We start from the raw sequence: 16,474 nt of genomic DNA on the forward strand, positions 1-16,474 counted from the left end.
CTTTCGGTCTTTCGGCGCGGCGTCGCCGCGCCAGTGCGAATCTCTTGGCGAGTTCCGCTACCCGAAAACCCTGCTGCAGACGTCTAGGTCACCGGCAAGCTCGACGCGTCAAACGCGTCGGGCAGCAACTGGGAAAGTTTGCGGATCTGACGCGCCCCGGTCAGCACATCGGTCATGATGACTTGCATGTCGCTGGCGAATTCGGACAGAAATTGGCGGCAGGCGCCACAGGGGCTGACCCCGCCGACGCTGGCGATCGCGATCGCTTGGAACGCGCGGTGGCCTTGCGAAACCGCCGCGGCCGTGGCCACGCGTTCGGCACAGATCGACAACGAATAACTGGCGTTTTCGACGTTGCATCCGCTGACGATCTCTCCGCCGGGGATCCACAACGCCGCACCGACATAAAAATGACTGTGTGGCGCGTATGCTTGATCGCGGGCTTCGGCTGCAGCACGCACCAGTTGGTCGATCTCGCGGGTTTTCAACTCAGTCATCAGGTCAGTACAAGGAATCAGTGCGACAAGGAATGCAATCAGGACGTCCAAAGAGCGATCATTCAAACAACAACGGCCGCGCCGGGACGGGGGCCTCGCTGATCACCACGGCGTCACGCAGACGTTTAACATACTCCGTCGGCTGGTTGTCGTGGCAGTGCAATTGCAGAAGACGCTGGCCGCGCTGCACGCGATCGCCGATTCGCACCTCAATGCTGATGCCGACGGCCGGGTCGATGACGTCGCCCAGCTTGCGACGCCCGCCGCCCAGCGAGACGACGGTCGAACCGATTCGGTGGCAATCAAGATGTTGGACGTAGCCATCGTGCTCGGCTTCAATCGCGTGCCCCGGGGCGACGTTCAAATCCCCCGTCCAGCGTCCACCTTGGGCGGCGACCATCGCCAAGAAACGTTCCATCGCCGACCCGTCGTCCAGGGCTTGGTTGAGTCGCGTCAAGGCGTCCTGGCGATCTGCCGCGACCGAGACGTTGACCAGTAGCGTCGCGGACAATTCCAAGGTCAGCTCGCGGACCGTACCGATCGCCAGATCCGAGCGCTGGACGCCTTTTAAAACCGCCACCGCTTCGTTGACTTCGATCGCGTTGCCGACCGCCTTGCCGAGCGGTTGGTCCATGTCGGAGATCAACACGGCGGTGGGCAGCCCGGCGGCGTTGCCGACCCGCTGGATCGAATCCGCCAGTGCCCTTGCGTCATCGAGCGTCTTCATGAACGCCGCCCCGCCGACTTTGACGTCCATCACCAGGGCGTCCAGGCTGGCAGCGAGTTTCTTGCTAAGGATGCTGGCGGTGATCAACGGGATCGATTCGACCGTCCCGGTCACATCACGCAGCGCGTACAGTCGGCGGTCGGCCGGAGCGATCCGCTCGGTCGCACTGACGATAAAGGCACCGGTTTGCCGCAAGACCGCAGCGGATTCGATTTCGGACAGATCGGTGCGGAACCCGGGGATCGCCTCCAGCTTGTCCAGCGTGCCGCCGCTGAGCCCCAAGCCGCGACCGCTGATCATCGGCACGTGAACGTCACAGGCGGACAACAGCGGTGCCAGGATCAGCGAGACCTTGTCGCCCAGGCCGCCCGTGCTGTGTTTGTCCACACGCGGCGTTCGGCCCGACACGTCACGCGGCAGCACGTCGCCGCTGTCGAGCATCGCCCGGGTCAGTGTCGCCGTTTCCTGGTCCGTCATCCCTTGCAAACACACCGCCATGGCAAACGCGGACATCTGGTAGTCGGCCACGCTGCCGTTGCAAAACCCGTCGATCAAAAAACGGATTTCTTCATCACGGAGCGCGCCACCGTCTCGTTTTTTGGCAAGCAGGTTGGCCGAAAGCATGCGGATGACCGTGGTGTGCAAGGTCGCTATAGTGGATTGCGTCTACGATGATCGTGCCACGTGTTTCAGTATCTGTCGACCTCTAGGAAGAGTGATGTTGTTTTCCCGAATTTTGATCGCATTGGTTTTCTCGGGGCTCACCACGATGATGGTCACCGCGTGTCTGGCGGACGACGCCGAATCCAAAGCGGCACCGTCCCAGCCCGAGCCGAAGCCGCTCGATGCGACGCCGCTTGAACAAGCGGATTCCCAGCAGACGTCCGCCCAGCAGGCCAGCGGCGAGCAGGTCGCCGATGGGCAAACGGCAGCCGAGCAGGATGCCGAAACCGAGAACGCTGCTACCGGCGGCGACGGGAAACCGGCCGAAACCGATCCCGAAGTCGTCAGTTCCGAAGTGCTTGCGGCCTTGCAAGCCGGCCCGCGGGCGTTGTCGTTGGCGTTTCGGATGGCCGCCAAGCGTGCGACGCCTTCGGTCGTCGTGTTGTATGCCTATGGGCAAGACGGCGGTCCGGGCGGACCCAGTGATCCCGACGAAACGGAGACGCCCGAGGACGAGTTGCCGCTGTTAGAACGGGCTGAAATCCCGACGCCGCCTCCGGCCGAAGAAAAACTGACGGGATTGGGATCGGGGGTGATCGTTTCCGAGGACGGTTTGATCATCACCAACAACCACGTCATTACCGGGGCGACGCGGGTGGTTGTGCAATTGCCCGATGAAACCCGCGTCGATGCCGAAGTGGTCCGCGGGGATCCCGACAGCGACGTGGCCATGGTCCGAGTGAATTTTTCCGAAAAACTGGACCCGATTGCGATCGGGGACAGCGACAAGCTGGAAATCGGGGATTGGGTGTTGGCGATCGGCAGCCCGTTCAAATTGGAAGCGACCGTCAGCGCGGGGATTATCAGCGGAAAGAACCGCCGTTTGGATCGCATTCGCCGCAGCAGCATGCTGCAGACCGATGCCGCGATCAATCCCGGCAATTCCGGCGGGGCGCTGATCGATCTGGACGGGAAAGTCGTCGGGATCAGCACCGCGATCGCCACGCGAAGCGGTTTTTATCAGGGCGTCGGGTTCGCGATCCCGATCAACCAAGCCCGCTGGATCGCCGACGAACTGGATCGGCACGCCAAAGTCCGCCGTGCGGCCATCGGGACCACCCTGGTGGAACTCAAACCCCGAATCGCAAAACAATTTAATTTGGAGCCGTATTCTGGTATCCTGGTGTATCAGATCATCAAAGGATCCGTCGCCGAACAGGCGGGGATCCAGCCACAGGACGTGATTGTAGAATTTGCCGGCGAACAGGTCCGCGATTCCATCGGTCTGCAAGAGGCGATCGAACGCAAACCGATCGGTTCGAAACAACCGATCGTCGTCCGGCGTCAGGGAAAACGCGTCGAATTGACCGTCGAATTGGCGACCGTCGACGACCCCACCGGTCAAGATTGAGAAACCAACATTGTCTGCGTTTCGTCTCTTTCCTACCATTCCACATCGGCCCAGCTTGCGAGGGCCTATGATGGAGGTAGTCCCACCGGGAAACACCGCCTTTTTCACCCCCCACCACTCACTACCCGAAAACCGGACCAATCATATGGATCGCTGTTTCACCATGCGCACGATCGTCACCGCCGCGGTTTTGGCTTGTTTGGCTTGCGCCGGTCCCATCGAAACGACGTGGTCCCAACCGGCCACCGCCGTGCTGCCGGCTGCCGACCAACCCGCCGTCGCGACGCCCGCCCAGGCCACCGCCCAGGATCGACGCATTGCGAAACTGATCGCGTCCTTGATTCCCAAGTTTCACATCTCCTCGGCCGAATTGGACGACACGATCAGCGAACGAGCACTGGATCTGTATCTGGATCGGTTCGACCCGCTGAAGCTGTACTTCTATCAATCCGACATCGACGAATTTTCCCGGCAGCGTCACCAGATCGACGACATGGTCAAAGCCGGCGATCTGAGTTTGGCCTACACCATCTTCAATCGATTCACCCAACGCGTGGACGAACGCGTCGCGGTGGCGCTGGAGCTGTTGGATTCGGAATTCGATTTCGGCAAAGACGAATACATTATTGTTGATGCCGATACGGCCGAGTACGCCAAGAATCCCGAGGAAGCCACCGAGCGTTGGCGGCGACAAATCAAGTACGCGCTGTTGGACCTGCGGGATGATGATACCGAAGGTGCCGAGGCCCGCGATCTGCTGCGACGTCGCTACACGCGCTACGCACGACGCTTCAAGTCCTACAGCAACGACGATCTGCTGGAAGCCTACCTGACATCGGTGACCAGCGCCTTCGATCCCCACTCGACCTACATGTCGCCGTCGACTCTGGATGACTTCAACATCTCGATGGGTTTGAAGTTGCAAGGGATCGGTGCGGCATTGCGTGAAAAAGACGGCAACACGGTCGTGATGCAAATCATTCCCGGTGGGGCGGCCGACAAAGATCAACGGCTCAAACCCGACGACGTGATCGTCTCGGTCGGTCAAGGCGATGAGGGACCGATGGTCGACATCGTCGAAATGCCGCTGCAAGACGTGGTCAGCATGATCCGCGGCAACGCCGGAACCGTGGTCCGCCTGGGCGTCAAAGTCGGCGGCAAGGGCAAGGTCGAAACATACAAGATCACCCGCGCCAAAGTCGAACTGGAGCAGTCGGCGGCGCGAGGAAAGATCCTCGATCACACCATGCCCGATGGCAGCGTTCGCAAGATCGGCTTCATCAACTTGCCCAGCTTCTACATGGACATGCAAGCGGCCCGCGAAAACCGAACCGATTTCCGCAGCAGCACACGCGACGTCCGCAACATCCTGATGGATTTCAAGTCCAAGGGCGTGGAAGGCGTGGTCATCGATCTGAGCCGTAACGGCGGCGGATCGTTGACCGAAGCGATCAACCTGACCGGGCTGTTCATCAACCGCGGCCCCGTCGTCCAGGTAAAAGATTCGCGTGGCCAAATCCAGCAGTACAACGACGAAGAAATCGGTACGGTGTGGAGCGGACCGCTGGTCGTGCTGACCAGCAAGTTCAGCGCCAGTGCCAGCGAGATCTTTGCCGGTGCGATCAAAGACTACAACCGCGGCATCATCGTCGGCGATCCGGCCACGCACGGCAAAGGCACCGTGCAAACGCTGATGGACCTCGGCGAGCGATTGTTCCTGACGCAACGACAAAACTACGGGGCACTGAAAGTCACCCTGCAGCAATTCTATCTGCCCGACGGTGAAAGCACCCAACGAGGCGGCGTGGCGGCGGACATCGTGCTACCGAGTTTGACCCAGAAAATGGATGTCGCCGAAGGTGACCTGAAGTACGCCTTGGAAGAAGACCGCATCAACGGCGCCCGGCACGACATCTACAACTTGGTGCCGAGTGACCTGTTGACCGAGTTGCGACAGAATTCCGAGCAACGCGTCAAATCCGATGAGGAATTTGTCGACCTGATGCGACGCATCGAACTGTTCGTCAAACAGAAGGAAGAGAAGACGGTTCCGCTAGAGGAAAACGCATTCATGCAGCGACGCGATGAACTGGACGCTCAAAAAGAAGAAGAGAAGGAAGAACTGGAGCAGGAGACGGACAAAGAAGTCTTCCGCGACACGTTCTACAACCGCGAAGTGATCAACATCGCCGGCGATTACATCGAAGGGTTACGGCGAGAAAAGTTGGTTCGCGCGAACTGAGAGGCTGTACGCCGTACTGCCAGCACGACGCGTAAGCGAGTGATCCGCGCTGCGTGAGCTGTCGACACCGGTCGCTCGCTAACGCTTCCCGCTGGCATCACTTGTTCCCGGGCTCTGCCTGGGAACACAGTTCATCGGAGGCTCCGCCTCGCGCGGCATGCTGTCGTGGCGGAGCCACGCGGTCATCGCGTTCCAAGGCGGAGCCTTGGAACGAGGGTGAAGAGCGGTCAACACCGGCCGCTCGCTAACGCTTCCCGCTGGCAACGCGGATCAACCCTCCAACACACGTCGTGGATTGATCCGGGTCCAACGATCAATCCGATCGGCATCGATGCCCAGGTGGCGGCCGAGCATCTCGGCCATTTGCGGCATCGTGGTCGCGCATCCGGCGAAGTGCCCGTGCCCTTCGGCCCAGGCGGCCAAGTGCTGGTCGACTTCGACCATCTGGCCGGCCAACCGATAGAAGCCCGGCCCCAGCCCGGCCGCTGCGATCGCGTCGGTCACGATCACGATGTTTTCGTTCGGAATGCACTTGCAATAGTTCGCCAGGGCGAACCAGGGGACGTGGTGCCCGTCGGCGATCAACGAAATCGCCAGTTGATCCGACAACGACAGCGCCCGTTGAACGATATTGTCGTGGCGGTGCACTTGTCCCGGACAGGCATTGCCCAAGTGCGTGAACATTGACAGTCCGGCATCGATCGCCTGTCGCAATTGTGCAATGGACGCATCGCAGTGCCCGGCGGCGACCACGATCGACTGGTCGCACAACCAGCGTGTGACCTCGACCGTCCCATGCATTTCCGGGGCCAGCGTCACCAGCCGCACCCGCCCGCGGCCCGCGTCGACCAATTGCTTGGCCAGATCCACGGTTGCTTCGCGAACACAGTCGACCGGATGGGCGCCGACAAAGCCTGGTTCGGGGCTGATGAAAGGGCCTTCGACGTGAATGCCCGCGACGACTTCGGCAACCTCGGCGTGTGTCTCGGCCGCCTCGGCGATACGTCGGATGCGTCGAGCCATCGAATCGATCTGGTCGGTGATGATCGTCGGCAGGCAGGCCGCAACGCCGTCGTCTCGCATTTGCCGGCACGCCTTCAGGATTGCCTCGTCGGTCAGATCATCGCAGTTGAAATCGACTCCGTGATACCCGTTGACCTGCAAATCGACAAAGCCGCTCATTGGAATCGCTCCAACGTTGCGTTGACGTCCTCGGGAATCTTGCTTGCCGCGGCGGCGTCGATGATCAGCGTCGTCCCGGCATGGTTCTTTAAGATGCTGGCCGGAACCTCCGGGGTGATCGGGCCGCACAGCGTGTCTCGCACGGCAGCCGCCTTGCGCTCGTCGGGCACGCTGCAGTAGATGCGTTTGGTTTTCAGGATCTGTGGGACGGACATGCTGATCGCATGCGTGGGGACTTCGTCCAGGGAGCCGAACCAGCCTTCACCGACCTGTTGCATGCGGCACTCGTGGTCCAATTGGACGATCAGGTAGGGCGATTCGGTTTCAAAGTCCGCTGGCGGATCGTTGAATGCCAGGTGACCGTTTTCGCCGATCCCGACCAGCGCCACGTCGACCGTGACGGCGGCGATTTTTTCGGCCGCCTGGCGAACCGTCTGCTCCGCGTCGCTGTCACCGGCCAAGTAGTGAAACGACGCCAGTGGAACCCTGTCGACAAACCGCTCTTTTAGATACCCGCAAAACGATGCCGGATGCTCGCGGCCGATTCCGATGTACTCGTCCAAATGAAATCCGTGCACGCGACTCCAATCCACATCATTCTGGGCAACGAGGTGCGAGAGTACTTCGAATTGTGACGCGCCGGTCGCCACGATTAAGTACGCCTGTCCGTTGTTCTTGATGGCATCTCGTAGGTCCTGGGCGGCATGCTCGGCGGCGTAACGCCCCATTTCGGATGGGGATGGGGTGACAATGGTCTTCACAGTAGTCCCGGATGGCTCCATTGGGTGTCTCGGGTCGACCTGATCTAGCGATCGATCCGTTCTGGTGTTTAGGATCCCGCCGCGGCGACAGGGAATGGGCCGATTCGGCCATGCCGCGACGAGCGCCCGAGATCTTACCACGTTTTGTCACCCACCTCTCCACCATGCCCAGTCCATTGGCGAACTTGCGGCGTTTCGGCCTTGCGTTTGAACGCACCGTGAAACAACACCGTTGGTTGTTACGCTACGCCCATTGCCAACGTGTGTTTCACGGCTGGAGCGAAGCGGCGCCCGAGGATCCGCCGGCACAATCACGGCGTTGTCTGTTGGACCTGCGACGGATCGCCAGCGACGGCGAGCAGGGGCGACGCTTTCACGCCCTGGTCATGCTGTTGCGGCGTGGCGGATACGATCTTGCCATGGTCCCGCGGTTGGCGTTTTTGCAAACCGGCCATCGCACATTCAAAGCGACCGCGTTGGCGGAGACTCGTCCGTTTTTTGAAGACCAGCTGCCCGCGGATTTTCGCAAGTTTGACCTCTGTTTGTCCGACGGCACACGCACGCATCGTCATGCGCGGCGCACCGTCCCCGTATTGACGGGAACGAAGCGACCGCTCCAGCCGGGGGATCTGCCGATGCCGTACAGCTTTTTTCCCGCCGTCTGGGACAACGGCGAAGACCGACGGTTCGAAGCCTATCGGCGGCGTGATCGTGTTTGGCGGCTCTTCTTCGGCGGCCACTGTTCCCAAGCCTCCTATCGCCGAATCAAAAAGTACACGCGGCTAAGACCATTGGACCGGTATCGCGTGGTTTGCGAAGTCCATCGCTACTTCGCCGATTCGACGTTGTCGATTCACAGCGACCAGCAACTGGAATCGGCCCAACAGCAGCGTCACGAAGCCTTCGTCATGATCGACAACGCGACGTATCGCACCGATGCGAGTCGCTGGTTGGGACTGCTCGCCCAGTCCGACTTCTTTCTGGCAGCCCCCGGGTGTGATTACCCGCTGTCGCACAATGCCATCGAAGCCATTGCCGTCGGTACGATTCCTGTCTTGGAATACGAATCGTTGTTCACACCGCCGCTGCGTGACGGTGAAAACTGCATCGCCTACCGAGGGATCGACGGACTGCGCCATGCCGTGGCGCGGATCGAAACGATGGATGAGGATGACATCCTGCGTCTGCGACGTGGTGTGATCGAGTACTACGAATCCCACCTCAGCCCCACGGCGTTTTGTCGTGACCTGCAAGACCAGTCCACCCGACGCTTGCACCTGTTCCCCTACCTGACCCCCGCGGCGACGCGAACCAGAGCTGCGGGATAGCCTTCCCGCTGGCACTTCTCCGGCTCCTCTCGTCACATCCGCGGTGAATTCCCGCTTGGAATGGGTGTCCGTCTTGCGAACGTTCGCAAGTCAGCGGAACACGTTTCAAAACTGATGCGTGGGAGTGGAAGCCATGGTGGTTCTTAGAGTTGTTTTGGTTGGATTGATGATGTGCGCGGGCGCACTCGGTTGGGCGCAGGAGCCCGCCAAGATCTATTTCGGTGATCCGGACATCGAGAAAGCGGTGGATGATTATTTGACCGACACGAAGGTCGTCGGGATGGGATTGGCCGTCGTGTATGACGGCGAAATCGTCTATCTGAAGGGCTACGGAAAAGAGGACCGCGAAGCGAATATCTATGTCGATCCCAAGGCAACGCGATTTCGATGGGCTTCGATCTCCAAGACCCTGACCGGAATTTTGGCGGTGATGGCCGACAGTGACGGAATCGTCGACCTGGATGTGAACGTCCCCTACTACTACCCCAGCTACAAGGTGCCCTACAAGTATTATGTCGGCGGAGATCTAAACAACGGGCAAAGTGTTCCCGAATCTCGTCGCGTCATCACGATGCGGCAACTGCTCAGCCACACGTCGGGGATTCAACACTACAGCAACGGGTTGAGCCGACCGGAGCCACCTGCCTGGTTGGCCGCTGACCCCAGCACGAACCCCGGAATGGAGTGGGCGTTGAAGTACTGGAAGTACAACCCGCTACTTGATTTGCCGGGCACGCGTGTGTCTTACTCCACGCCGGCTTTCAATTTGGCCGGCGTCGTGTTGGAACAGAAGATGGGGCTTTCGTTCGATCAGTTGACACAGATGTTGATCGCCGAACCGGCCGGCATGACGACGTTGCGTCCCGATACCCTTTGGAATCCGGCACCGCGGCGGGCGGTCGGGTATTTGCTCGACGGTGGCGAGCCGACTCGCGATAATCGTGACGACGACGTGTCGTGGAAGCTGGCCGGCGGCGGGTTTATTTCGACCGTCCAGGACATGGGACGCTTCGCGATCGCGATTCTTGGAAACGATATTTTGAATCCTGGCGAAAAAGCGGACATGTGGTCGCCGCAACCGCTGCGAAATGGTGCGTTGACAAACCGCGCGCTCGGTTGGCGGATCCGTCAAGGCACGGCGAGTGACGTGGACTTTAAAGTCGAACATGGCGGCGTCCAAACCAAGGCGCGCTGCCACCTGTCGCTGTACCCCAATCGTGGCTTGGCCGTCGCAGTGATGACCAATTCCAGCACGGACTGCAACACGCGCGGACTGGCCGGAGAAATCGAGGGGATCGTGATCGACCGCGTCGACGCCGGAGAGGATCCGATCAAGCAGGGCTATAGCAAGTTGGATTTGATCGCCGAACCGTTGTTTCCGTCGATCGGGTTGTTCCGCAGCGTCACGACGACCTACCGGGCGTTTTCCCGCTGATCGTTGCCGCACGCGGTAATGCCAGCACGCGGCGTTAGCCAGTGGCCCGTGGTGCGTTTGACGGTGAATCGGCGCCGCTCGCTGACCGGATACGGGAAATTCAACAAACCGTGACGCTTTCCGCCGGCAGGGGTAACTACCTTCCGGCACGCAGCTCGGACGTCATCCGTTCGAACTCCTTGCGGATCGCGGCGTTGTTGAATTCACGCAGCGACGGGACCTTCAACCTCATCAGCGTTTCGAAATCGCGGCGGCCGGTGTTCATCAACGCCGCGACGTCGCTGGAAAGTTTGACGGTGTCGTAGGTGTTCATCGCGGTGGCCAGTTTTTTCTGCGCCAGCTTGTTCTCCTTTTCGATCAACGCGGCGTTGCGTTTGAGGTACTCGATGTACAGGCTGGCGGTTTCACGCGTCAGTTCGTTGGAGGCGATGTTGGCTTCCAGGACTTCTCGATCACCGCCGCTGACTTCGATCAAGGTTCGGGCCTGTTTGATGTTCTGCTTGGCCTGGGCGGCGAACTCGTTCAATTTCGGGATGTGTTTTTCATTGACATCGCGAACGAATGTCTTTTGGATCCGATCCATCACGTGGATCATGACGACGTAGATCCCGTAGTAGCGTTTCGAAACATCGAGTGCTTCGCCGCTCTTTTCGGTCAGCTCCTGCAATTGAACGGTGACGTGTTTGATGTTGTCGAAAACCACGGCCATCGTGACGATGTCATCGCCGGAGACCGAGGACAGCAGCGACTCGACGCCCTCCTGGTCGACTTCGACTCCGATCTTGGAAAGCTCTTCGGCGAAGGTCTTTTTCAATTCAACCAGGGTTTTGGTCTGGCGTTCGATCTCCTTCTCTTCGGCAGCGATGCTCTCATCGATCGCTTCTTTGGAAAGTTCGAACGGATTGACCTTGTCGAGCTGACTTTGGTCCTTCGCCCAAGACGCCGAAACCCGTTGGCGGCGGTAGTCGGCGATGTTGGTTCGGGCCTGCGCGATCGCTTCGTTGGCTTCGCGAATCCGTTTGCGGTAATCGCTGACTTCCGAGACGCTCAGCGCGACGATCGCCTGATCGAGCAACTCATTGATTTGTGCGGAGTTGGATTGTTTGTCCAACTTGAACGGGATGACCGAGCTGTCGGGAAGGGCGGCGTGTCGATCGACCAACTCACGCGTCTCCTCCAGCGTCGGCAGGACACGTTCGAACAGGTCGCCGAGGCGTTTGCGCAGCTGTGCGTCATCGATCGTTTCGGAGACGACGGCCAGGGTGGACGGTGCATCCGCACCCTCGACCACCTCGGCTTGGACGTCGCCGTCGGTGGATTCGTCCGAGCCGAACATGCCGCTGAGTGGATTTTTTTCGCAACCACAGCAGCAAATCACAATCGCCGCAAGCGTCAAACACGGGTGGAAGCGTCGCATGGGGGGCCTTGGTGGGCAGGGGGGAACGTTGCACTGGTTATCTTAACGCCGGGACCAGCGGAGACAAAAGGAAGGCCGAGTTGCGCGGTGAAATCGGGCGCCGATCAAAGGCGGATTGGGGAATTTCCGACGCGGACGGTACAATCAAGATTCCCCGACGCGCACGAGATCTTTGCCCATGGGATCGATGAATCAGCCTAATTGCGAGAAAAAGCTGCAACTTGTGCGGATGCTCCGCCAGCTACAGCGGGCGACCCCCTTCGCTCCGATCGCGGTCCAACTGGTTCAAGGCGAAACGATTTTTGTCACGGCCCCCTGGCAGTTTATCGTCGATGCGGACCGGATGTATGTGATCGTGCCCCCGGCAAAGCATGTCCGCTCCGTGCCGCTGGATGATGTTCTGCGGATCGGGCGGCGCCGGGTACCGCTGCATCGGTTGCCCCAGACGCATGAACTTGGGCATTAGCCCAGGCAACCGGGCGACGGTGTCCTGTCATGACGCCGGGGAAGCCGAGGGACGGCAGAATGATGCGGGGCAGAATGATCAAGTGTCACTTCCGCACGTGCTGATGTGCACCCCGGATGTGCCAATGCGGCACGGGGTTGGGGTGGGTGAGCCTCGTCTGCTGCACCGACTTGCGGGACGCCCGCGGAGAGATCAGGTGTCGCGGGCTGACAAAATGTCACAGGCTTGGCGTGATCGCGCGTGAAACTCGAATGATTTCACGCGTCGCGGATTTACTTTGGCACCACCGATTCGTCTGGCACCATTAGTGCACTTGATAGAGTCCCCCCTCTCTATCGAAAGGACGATTGCGCGATGGCCAGTTCCACTTTTCAGCGACTTGATTGCCACTTCGTCGACGATGCGGCTTGTGTCGAATACGGTAGTGAATCGCTCGGGATTCGCTCGGCGGCCGCATCGGTTTGCGGCGGTCGCGACTACAACGAAGACCGAGTCTATCGTTGCGATCGAAGTCAGGTGTACTTGGTCGCCGATGGGATGGGAGGCCATCACGGCGGGGCGATGGCCAGTCAGATTGCGGTGGAGACGATCCCGTCGGTCTGGCGGAATAGCGTGTTCGAACACACGCTCACGTATTCCGGGATCCAGGCAGCGTACGGGAATTCGCTGGACTGGGCGGTCGGCGAAATGTCAGCGGTCGCGCGAAAGCATTGCCAATATGAACAGATGGGATGCACGTTGGCCGCCGCGTTTGTCTACAGCGGGCGAATGTATTACGGGAATATCGGCGACTGCCGCGTCTACCTGCTGCAGCGAAACAAATTGATGCGGTTGACCAAGGATGAAACGTTGGTCCAGAACATGGTGGATGCCGGCATCATCAGTGCAGACGAGGCTCGGTCTCACCGTTGGCGTCACATCGTCACCAACGGAATCAGCGTGCAGGGATTCAAGCATTCGCCGCGTTTGCGGTCGGCGCAGATCGCCGAGGGCGACTTGGTCATGTTGACTTCCGATGGGCTGACCGACGAGCTGACCGATGACGAAATCGAACAGATCATGCGGTCGTGTTCGGACCCCCAAGCGTGCGTCGATCAACTGATCATGGCGGCGATCGATCGCGAGGCGCGCGACAACGTCTCGTGCGTCGTCTTCCAAACATGAGACGGGCAACGATGAAGCAATGTTAATGAGCCAGCAGCAGCACCGCGTCGTCCAATTGGATGACGTCACACGGGTGGCATTGATGATCACGCCGCCCAACCAAGGCAGCCCGATCGACCAAGCCCGGGAAGCGATTTCGACGATCCGGGACATCTTGAACCGACAACCGGTCGAAATGTCGTTGACCAAGCAGACCGTATTTGTCCGATCGGTCGAAGACATCGACACACTCGGGAACCTGTTCAAAGCGTACTACCGGGACCGTGTCCCGGCGACCAGCTTTGTGATCCAACCGCCTTGTGCGGGACAAGCACTGGCCATCGAGGCCTGGGCGTTGGGAGGCGACGGAATCGAAGTCTGTTTCCCGCTGCCCGACCTGGTCACCGTCACCTACGATCAGCTCCGCTGGATCTACGTCGCCGGCATCACATCGCCGCACGACGCCACGTGTGCCTACGATGAAGCGAAACACTGCTTTGGCTTGCTGGCCGAACGGCTGCGGCATGTCGGGGCGACCTTCAACGACGTCTGCCGAATCTGGTTGTACCAAGGCGGCATCACCCAGCCGGAACGAGACGCTGGTGGGGAAACGATCGAACGTTATCGAGAACTGAACCGGGCACGTGCCGACTTCTTTCAACAGCTGGAATCGGTCGGGCAAATCAACACCTCGCGCGACGGGCAGGCGTTCTACCCGGCCAGCACCGGGATCGGGATGGCCGGCCCCGGAATGACTGTCAGTTGCCTGGGGCTGCAGACAAGTCGCGACGATGTCTCGCTGCATCCGCTGGAAAACCCACGCCAAACGTCGGCGTTTGACTACGCACGAAAGTACTCGCCTCGAAGCCCGCTGTTTTCACGCGCGATGGCCGTCAAGATCGGCGACCATGCGACCACCTGGATCTCCGGCACGGCCAGTATTCTGGATTCGGAAACCGTTCATTCGGGCGACGTCGAAAAGCAGACCCACCAGACGATCGACAACATCCAAAACTTGATCAGCGACAAGAACTTCCGGCAGCACGGGCTGGCGGGAATGGGCGCCGCGTTGACGGATTTGGCCAAGGTTCGTGTTTATGTCAAACATCCACGCGACTATCAGACCTGTCGGGCGATCGTCGAATCCCGATTCGGACCCGTGCCGGCGATCTACGCCGTGGCCGACGTGTGCCGTCCCGATCTGCTGGTCGAGATCGAAGGAGTCGCTTTCTCTGACGTGACCCATTCGCCCTAGTCGATTCCCAGAAGGCATGTGATGTCCAGCCGCCCCTTCGGACCCCAAGATTTCGGAGTCATTCGAATACGGAACTACCGTTTTCGACGACACCGAGAACCTTGGAGCCCGATCTGGTTGTTGGCCGGTGCCGCGTCCCTGTCGATCACCGTCCTGAGCGGATTGGTCTGGTGGCTGACCGCCCCGCCGCCGACAAGTCTGTCGGCGCAAGCGACGGATCAACGCGTCGCGGGCGCCGCAGTTCGGTCGGCGACGATGCCACCGGACCATGGAGCCTCTGAATCCTCGAAACTAAGTCTCCGTACAATCCCCGACGACCGACGCTTGTTGGCCCGAGCCGACTCGAACGGTCGCGGTGCTGCCCGATCCACCAATGCGGCAACGATGGTCACCGCCTCCGGTCTGGGCCGCTCCGTTCCCGCTGCGGTTCCCGATCTCCGCGAGATCTACGAAAGCATCGACCCGATCCACGGCCGCAATGCCGTCGACGATGACGTCTTTCGGAAACTGATCGCGCTTGGCATCAAGCCTGCCAAGCTGTGTTCCGACGAAGTGTTCCTCCGCCGCGTCTACATCGACGTCCTGGGAACTCTTCCGACGGTGGACGAAGCCCGTTCGTTCTTGGACAACCATCAGGAGGACAAACGCAAGACGCTGATCGATGAATTGCTCCAGCGACCGGAGTTTGCCGACTATTGGGCGATGAAGTGGTGCGATGTATTGCGTGTCAAAGCGGAGTTCCCGGTCAACCTGTGGCCGGCCGCCGCCCAGGCCTATCACCGCTGGATCCGCCGGTCACTGCACAACAACTTGCCCTACGATCGATTCGCACGTGCGTTGCTGACTTCCTCGGGTAGCAATTTCCGCACACCGCAAGTCAACTTTTATCGCGCGCTCGAGAGCAAAGAACCCGAGGCGATTTCGCACGTGGTCGCATTGACGTTTCTCGGCGAACGCACCGACCATTGGCCGCAGTCGAAACGTGTCGGCGTGGGAAAGTTCTTCAGCAAGGTCGGCTACAAACCGACCGGCGAATGGAAGGAAGAGATCGTCTTCTTTGATCCGCGGCGCAACGGAGCCGATCCCAATCAAGCCGTCGGCGCCCTGTACCCCAGCGGCGTGTCGGTCACGATTCCGCCGGATCAAGATCCACGCGAAGTGTTCGCCGACTGGCTGACCGATCGCCGCAATCCTTGGTTCGCCCGTGCCGTGACCAATCGGATTTGGTACTGGCTGGTCGGACGCGGCATCGTTGATCCACCAGACGATGTGCGGCACGACAACCCGCCGGCAAACCTGCCGCTGCTGAACACCCTGGCGCGACAGTTGATCGAGTCGGACTACGACATGAAGCATGTCTTTCGGCTGATCCTGAACTCCAGCGCCTACCAGATGTCGTGCATTCCGCAATCCGATGACCATGCCGCGGCCACGCATTTTGCCTACTACCCGACTCGTCGGTTGGACGCCGAAGTTCTGATCGACGCGATTTGCCAGATCACCGGGACGACCGAAACCTACATGAGCATCATCCCGGAACCGTTTACGTTCTTGCCGGACCATCATCGCGCGATCCGTTTGCCCGACGGCAGCATCACCAGCAGCTTCTTGGAAATGTTCGGCCGCCCGGCACGCGACACCGGATTGGTTTCCGAACGTAATAACCGACTGACGGCTTCCCAAGCATTGCACCTGCTCAACTCCAACCATATCCGCAACAAAATCGATCGTGGTCCGGGTATCCGAAGTTTGGTTTCCCAGGGCCGCGACCGTTGGGACACCGCCGAGCGAATTTATTTGGCCGTCCTGTCTCGCCGACCGAACGAAAATGAACTCACCACGGCAGGTGCACTCTGTGACGATCCGAGCGGAGCGCAAGAGCTTGCCTGGATCCTGATCAATAGTGATGAATTCCTGTTCCGACATTGAATCTGGGGCGAGCATCCT

Annotated in this window: 13 protein-coding genes; 8 read left to right on the plus strand and 5 right to left on the minus strand. The window is 59.9% G+C overall.

Translation table 11 applies throughout. The features are described from left to right. Window positions 1–83: 83 nt before the first annotated feature. Window positions 84–497 carry a cytidine deaminase gene (gene cdd / locus Mal15_RS24285; RefSeq protein ID WP_147870128.1) on the minus strand — a complete coding sequence of 138 codons (414 nt, stop codon included), beginning with the start codon at window positions 495–497 and terminating at the stop codon, window positions 84–86. A gap of 58 nt (window positions 498–555) precedes the next feature. Beyond that, window positions 556–1,869 (minus strand): thymidine phosphorylase, encoded by a 1,314-nt coding sequence (locus Mal15_RS24290; protein WP_233902994.1) that lies wholly within the window; start codon window positions 1,867–1,869, stop codon window positions 556–558. A 73-nt stretch (window positions 1,870–1,942) separates the two neighbouring features. On the opposite strand from Mal15_RS24290, the gene Mal15_RS24295 reads away from it, so the two are divergent. Together Mal15_RS24295 and Mal15_RS24300 are read left to right on the plus strand one after the other, a co-directional pair. Beyond that, window positions 1,943–3,298: a trypsin-like peptidase domain-containing protein gene (locus tag Mal15_RS24295; RefSeq protein ID WP_233902995.1), complete on the plus strand. Its 1,356-nt coding sequence runs from the start codon at window positions 1,943–1,945 to the stop codon at window positions 3,296–3,298. Window positions 3,299–3,461: 163 nt separating this feature from the next. Further along, the gene (locus Mal15_RS24300) at window positions 3,462–5,540 is read left to right on the plus strand and encodes a carboxy terminal-processing peptidase (RefSeq protein ID WP_233902996.1); all 2,079 of its coding nucleotides are present in this window, start codon (window positions 3,462–3,464) and stop codon (window positions 5,538–5,540) included. A 270-nt stretch (window positions 5,541–5,810) separates the two neighbouring features. Here Mal15_RS24300 and Mal15_RS24305 read toward each other — a convergent pair whose 3' ends face one another. Both Mal15_RS24305 and Mal15_RS24310 read right to left on the minus strand, forming a co-directional pair. After that, on the minus strand, window positions 5,811–6,722 hold the full coding sequence (locus Mal15_RS24305) for an N-acetylglucosamine-6-phosphate deacetylase (RefSeq protein WP_147870130.1): 912 nt from the start codon (window positions 6,720–6,722) through the stop codon (window positions 5,811–5,813). Then, entirely contained in the window at window positions 6,719–7,450 is a 732-nt protein-coding gene (locus Mal15_RS24310; protein ID WP_147870131.1) for a glucosamine-6-phosphate deaminase, read from the minus strand. The genes Mal15_RS24305 and Mal15_RS24310 overlap by 4 nt, the downstream gene beginning before the upstream one ends. Window positions 7,451–7,647: 197 nt before the next feature. Between Mal15_RS24310 and Mal15_RS24315 the strand changes: the two genes are divergently transcribed. Further along, window positions 7,648–8,811, plus strand: a complete 1,164-nt coding sequence (locus Mal15_RS24315) for a hypothetical protein (protein ID WP_147870132.1) — start codon at window positions 7,648–7,650, stop codon at window positions 8,809–8,811. A gap of 133 nt (window positions 8,812–8,944) precedes the next feature. Next, complete coding sequence (locus Mal15_RS24320) at window positions 8,945–10,246, plus strand: serine hydrolase domain-containing protein (protein WP_147870133.1); 1,302 nt, start codon at window positions 8,945–8,947, stop codon at window positions 10,244–10,246. Window positions 10,247–10,382: 136 nt separating this feature from the next. Here the strand turns inward: Mal15_RS24320 and Mal15_RS24325 are convergent, their stop codons facing one another. Further along, window positions 10,383–11,663 carry a hypothetical protein gene (locus tag Mal15_RS24325; protein ID WP_147870134.1) on the minus strand — a complete coding sequence of 427 codons (1,281 nt, stop codon included), beginning with the start codon at window positions 11,661–11,663 and terminating at the stop codon, window positions 10,383–10,385. Window positions 11,664–11,850: 187 nt separating this feature from the next. Here Mal15_RS24325 and Mal15_RS24330 point away from each other — a divergent pair, with 187 nt between their 5' ends. The 4 genes from Mal15_RS24330 to Mal15_RS24345 all read left to right on the plus strand — a co-directional run bounded on the left by Mal15_RS24330 (window position 11,851) and on the right by Mal15_RS24345 (window position 16,456). Next, window positions 11,851–12,129, plus strand: coding sequence for a hypothetical protein (locus Mal15_RS24330; protein ID WP_147870135.1), 279 nt, complete (start codon window positions 11,851–11,853; stop codon window positions 12,127–12,129). Window positions 12,130–12,483: 354 nt separating this feature from the next. Continuing rightward, window positions 12,484–13,293, plus strand: a complete 810-nt coding sequence (locus Mal15_RS24335; RefSeq protein WP_147870136.1) for a PP2C family protein-serine/threonine phosphatase — start codon at window positions 12,484–12,486, stop codon at window positions 13,291–13,293. 19 nt (window positions 13,294–13,312) lie between these two features. Beyond that, window positions 13,313–14,527 (plus strand): Rid family hydrolase, encoded by a 1,215-nt coding sequence (locus Mal15_RS24340; RefSeq protein WP_147870137.1) that lies wholly within the window; start codon window positions 13,313–13,315, stop codon window positions 14,525–14,527. Between the two features lie 21 nt (window positions 14,528–14,548). Continuing rightward, entirely contained in the window at window positions 14,549–16,456 is a 1,908-nt protein-coding gene (locus tag Mal15_RS24345) for a DUF1553 domain-containing protein (protein ID WP_167547020.1), read from the plus strand. The last annotated feature ends 18 nt before the right edge of the window (window positions 16,457–16,474 follow it).

Origin of the sequence: Stieleria maiorica, from assembly GCF_008035925.1 — a bacterium.
GTDB lineage: Bacteria > Planctomycetota > Planctomycetia > Pirellulales > Pirellulaceae > Stieleria > Stieleria maiorica.

What these genes read in the sequence shown, in the direction of transcription:
- Mal15_RS24305 (WP_147870130.1), bottom strand. Translation starts at nt 6,722, where the DNA reads ATGAGCGGCTTTGTCGATTTGCAGGTCAACGGGTATCACGGAGTCGAT.
- Mal15_RS24310 (WP_147870131.1), bottom strand. Translation starts at nt 7,450, where the DNA reads ATGGGGCGTTACGCCGCCGAGCATGCCGCCCAGGACCTACGAGATGCC.
- Mal15_RS24320 (WP_147870133.1), top strand. Translation starts at nt 8,945, where the DNA reads ATGGTGGTTCTTAGAGTTGTTTTGGTTGGATTGATGATGTGCGCGGGC.
- Mal15_RS24340 (WP_147870137.1), top strand. Translation starts at nt 13,313, where the DNA reads ATGTTAATGAGCCAGCAGCAGCACCGCGTCGTCCAATTGGATGACGTC.
- Mal15_RS24330 (WP_147870135.1), top strand. Translation starts at nt 11,851, where the DNA reads ATGAATCAGCCTAATTGCGAGAAAAAGCTGCAACTTGTGCGGATGCTC.
- Mal15_RS24300 (WP_233902996.1), top strand. Translation starts at nt 3,462, where the DNA reads ATGCGCACGATCGTCACCGCCGCGGTTTTGGCTTGTTTGGCTTGCGCC.
- Mal15_RS24315 (WP_147870132.1), top strand. Translation starts at nt 7,648, where the DNA reads ATGCCCAGTCCATTGGCGAACTTGCGGCGTTTCGGCCTTGCGTTTGAA.
- Mal15_RS24335 (WP_147870136.1), top strand. Translation starts at nt 12,484, where the DNA reads ATGGCCAGTTCCACTTTTCAGCGACTTGATTGCCACTTCGTCGACGAT.
- Mal15_RS24295 (WP_233902995.1), top strand. Translation starts at nt 1,943, where the DNA reads ATGTTGTTTTCCCGAATTTTGATCGCATTGGTTTTCTCGGGGCTCACC.
- Mal15_RS24345 (WP_167547020.1), top strand. Translation starts at nt 14,549, where the DNA reads ATGTCCAGCCGCCCCTTCGGACCCCAAGATTTCGGAGTCATTCGAATA.
- Mal15_RS24325 (WP_147870134.1), bottom strand. Translation starts at nt 11,663, where the DNA reads ATGCGACGCTTCCACCCGTGTTTGACGCTTGCGGCGATTGTGATTTGC.
- cdd (WP_147870128.1), bottom strand. Translation starts at nt 497, where the DNA reads ATGACTGAGTTGAAAACCCGCGAGATCGACCAACTGGTGCGTGCTGCA.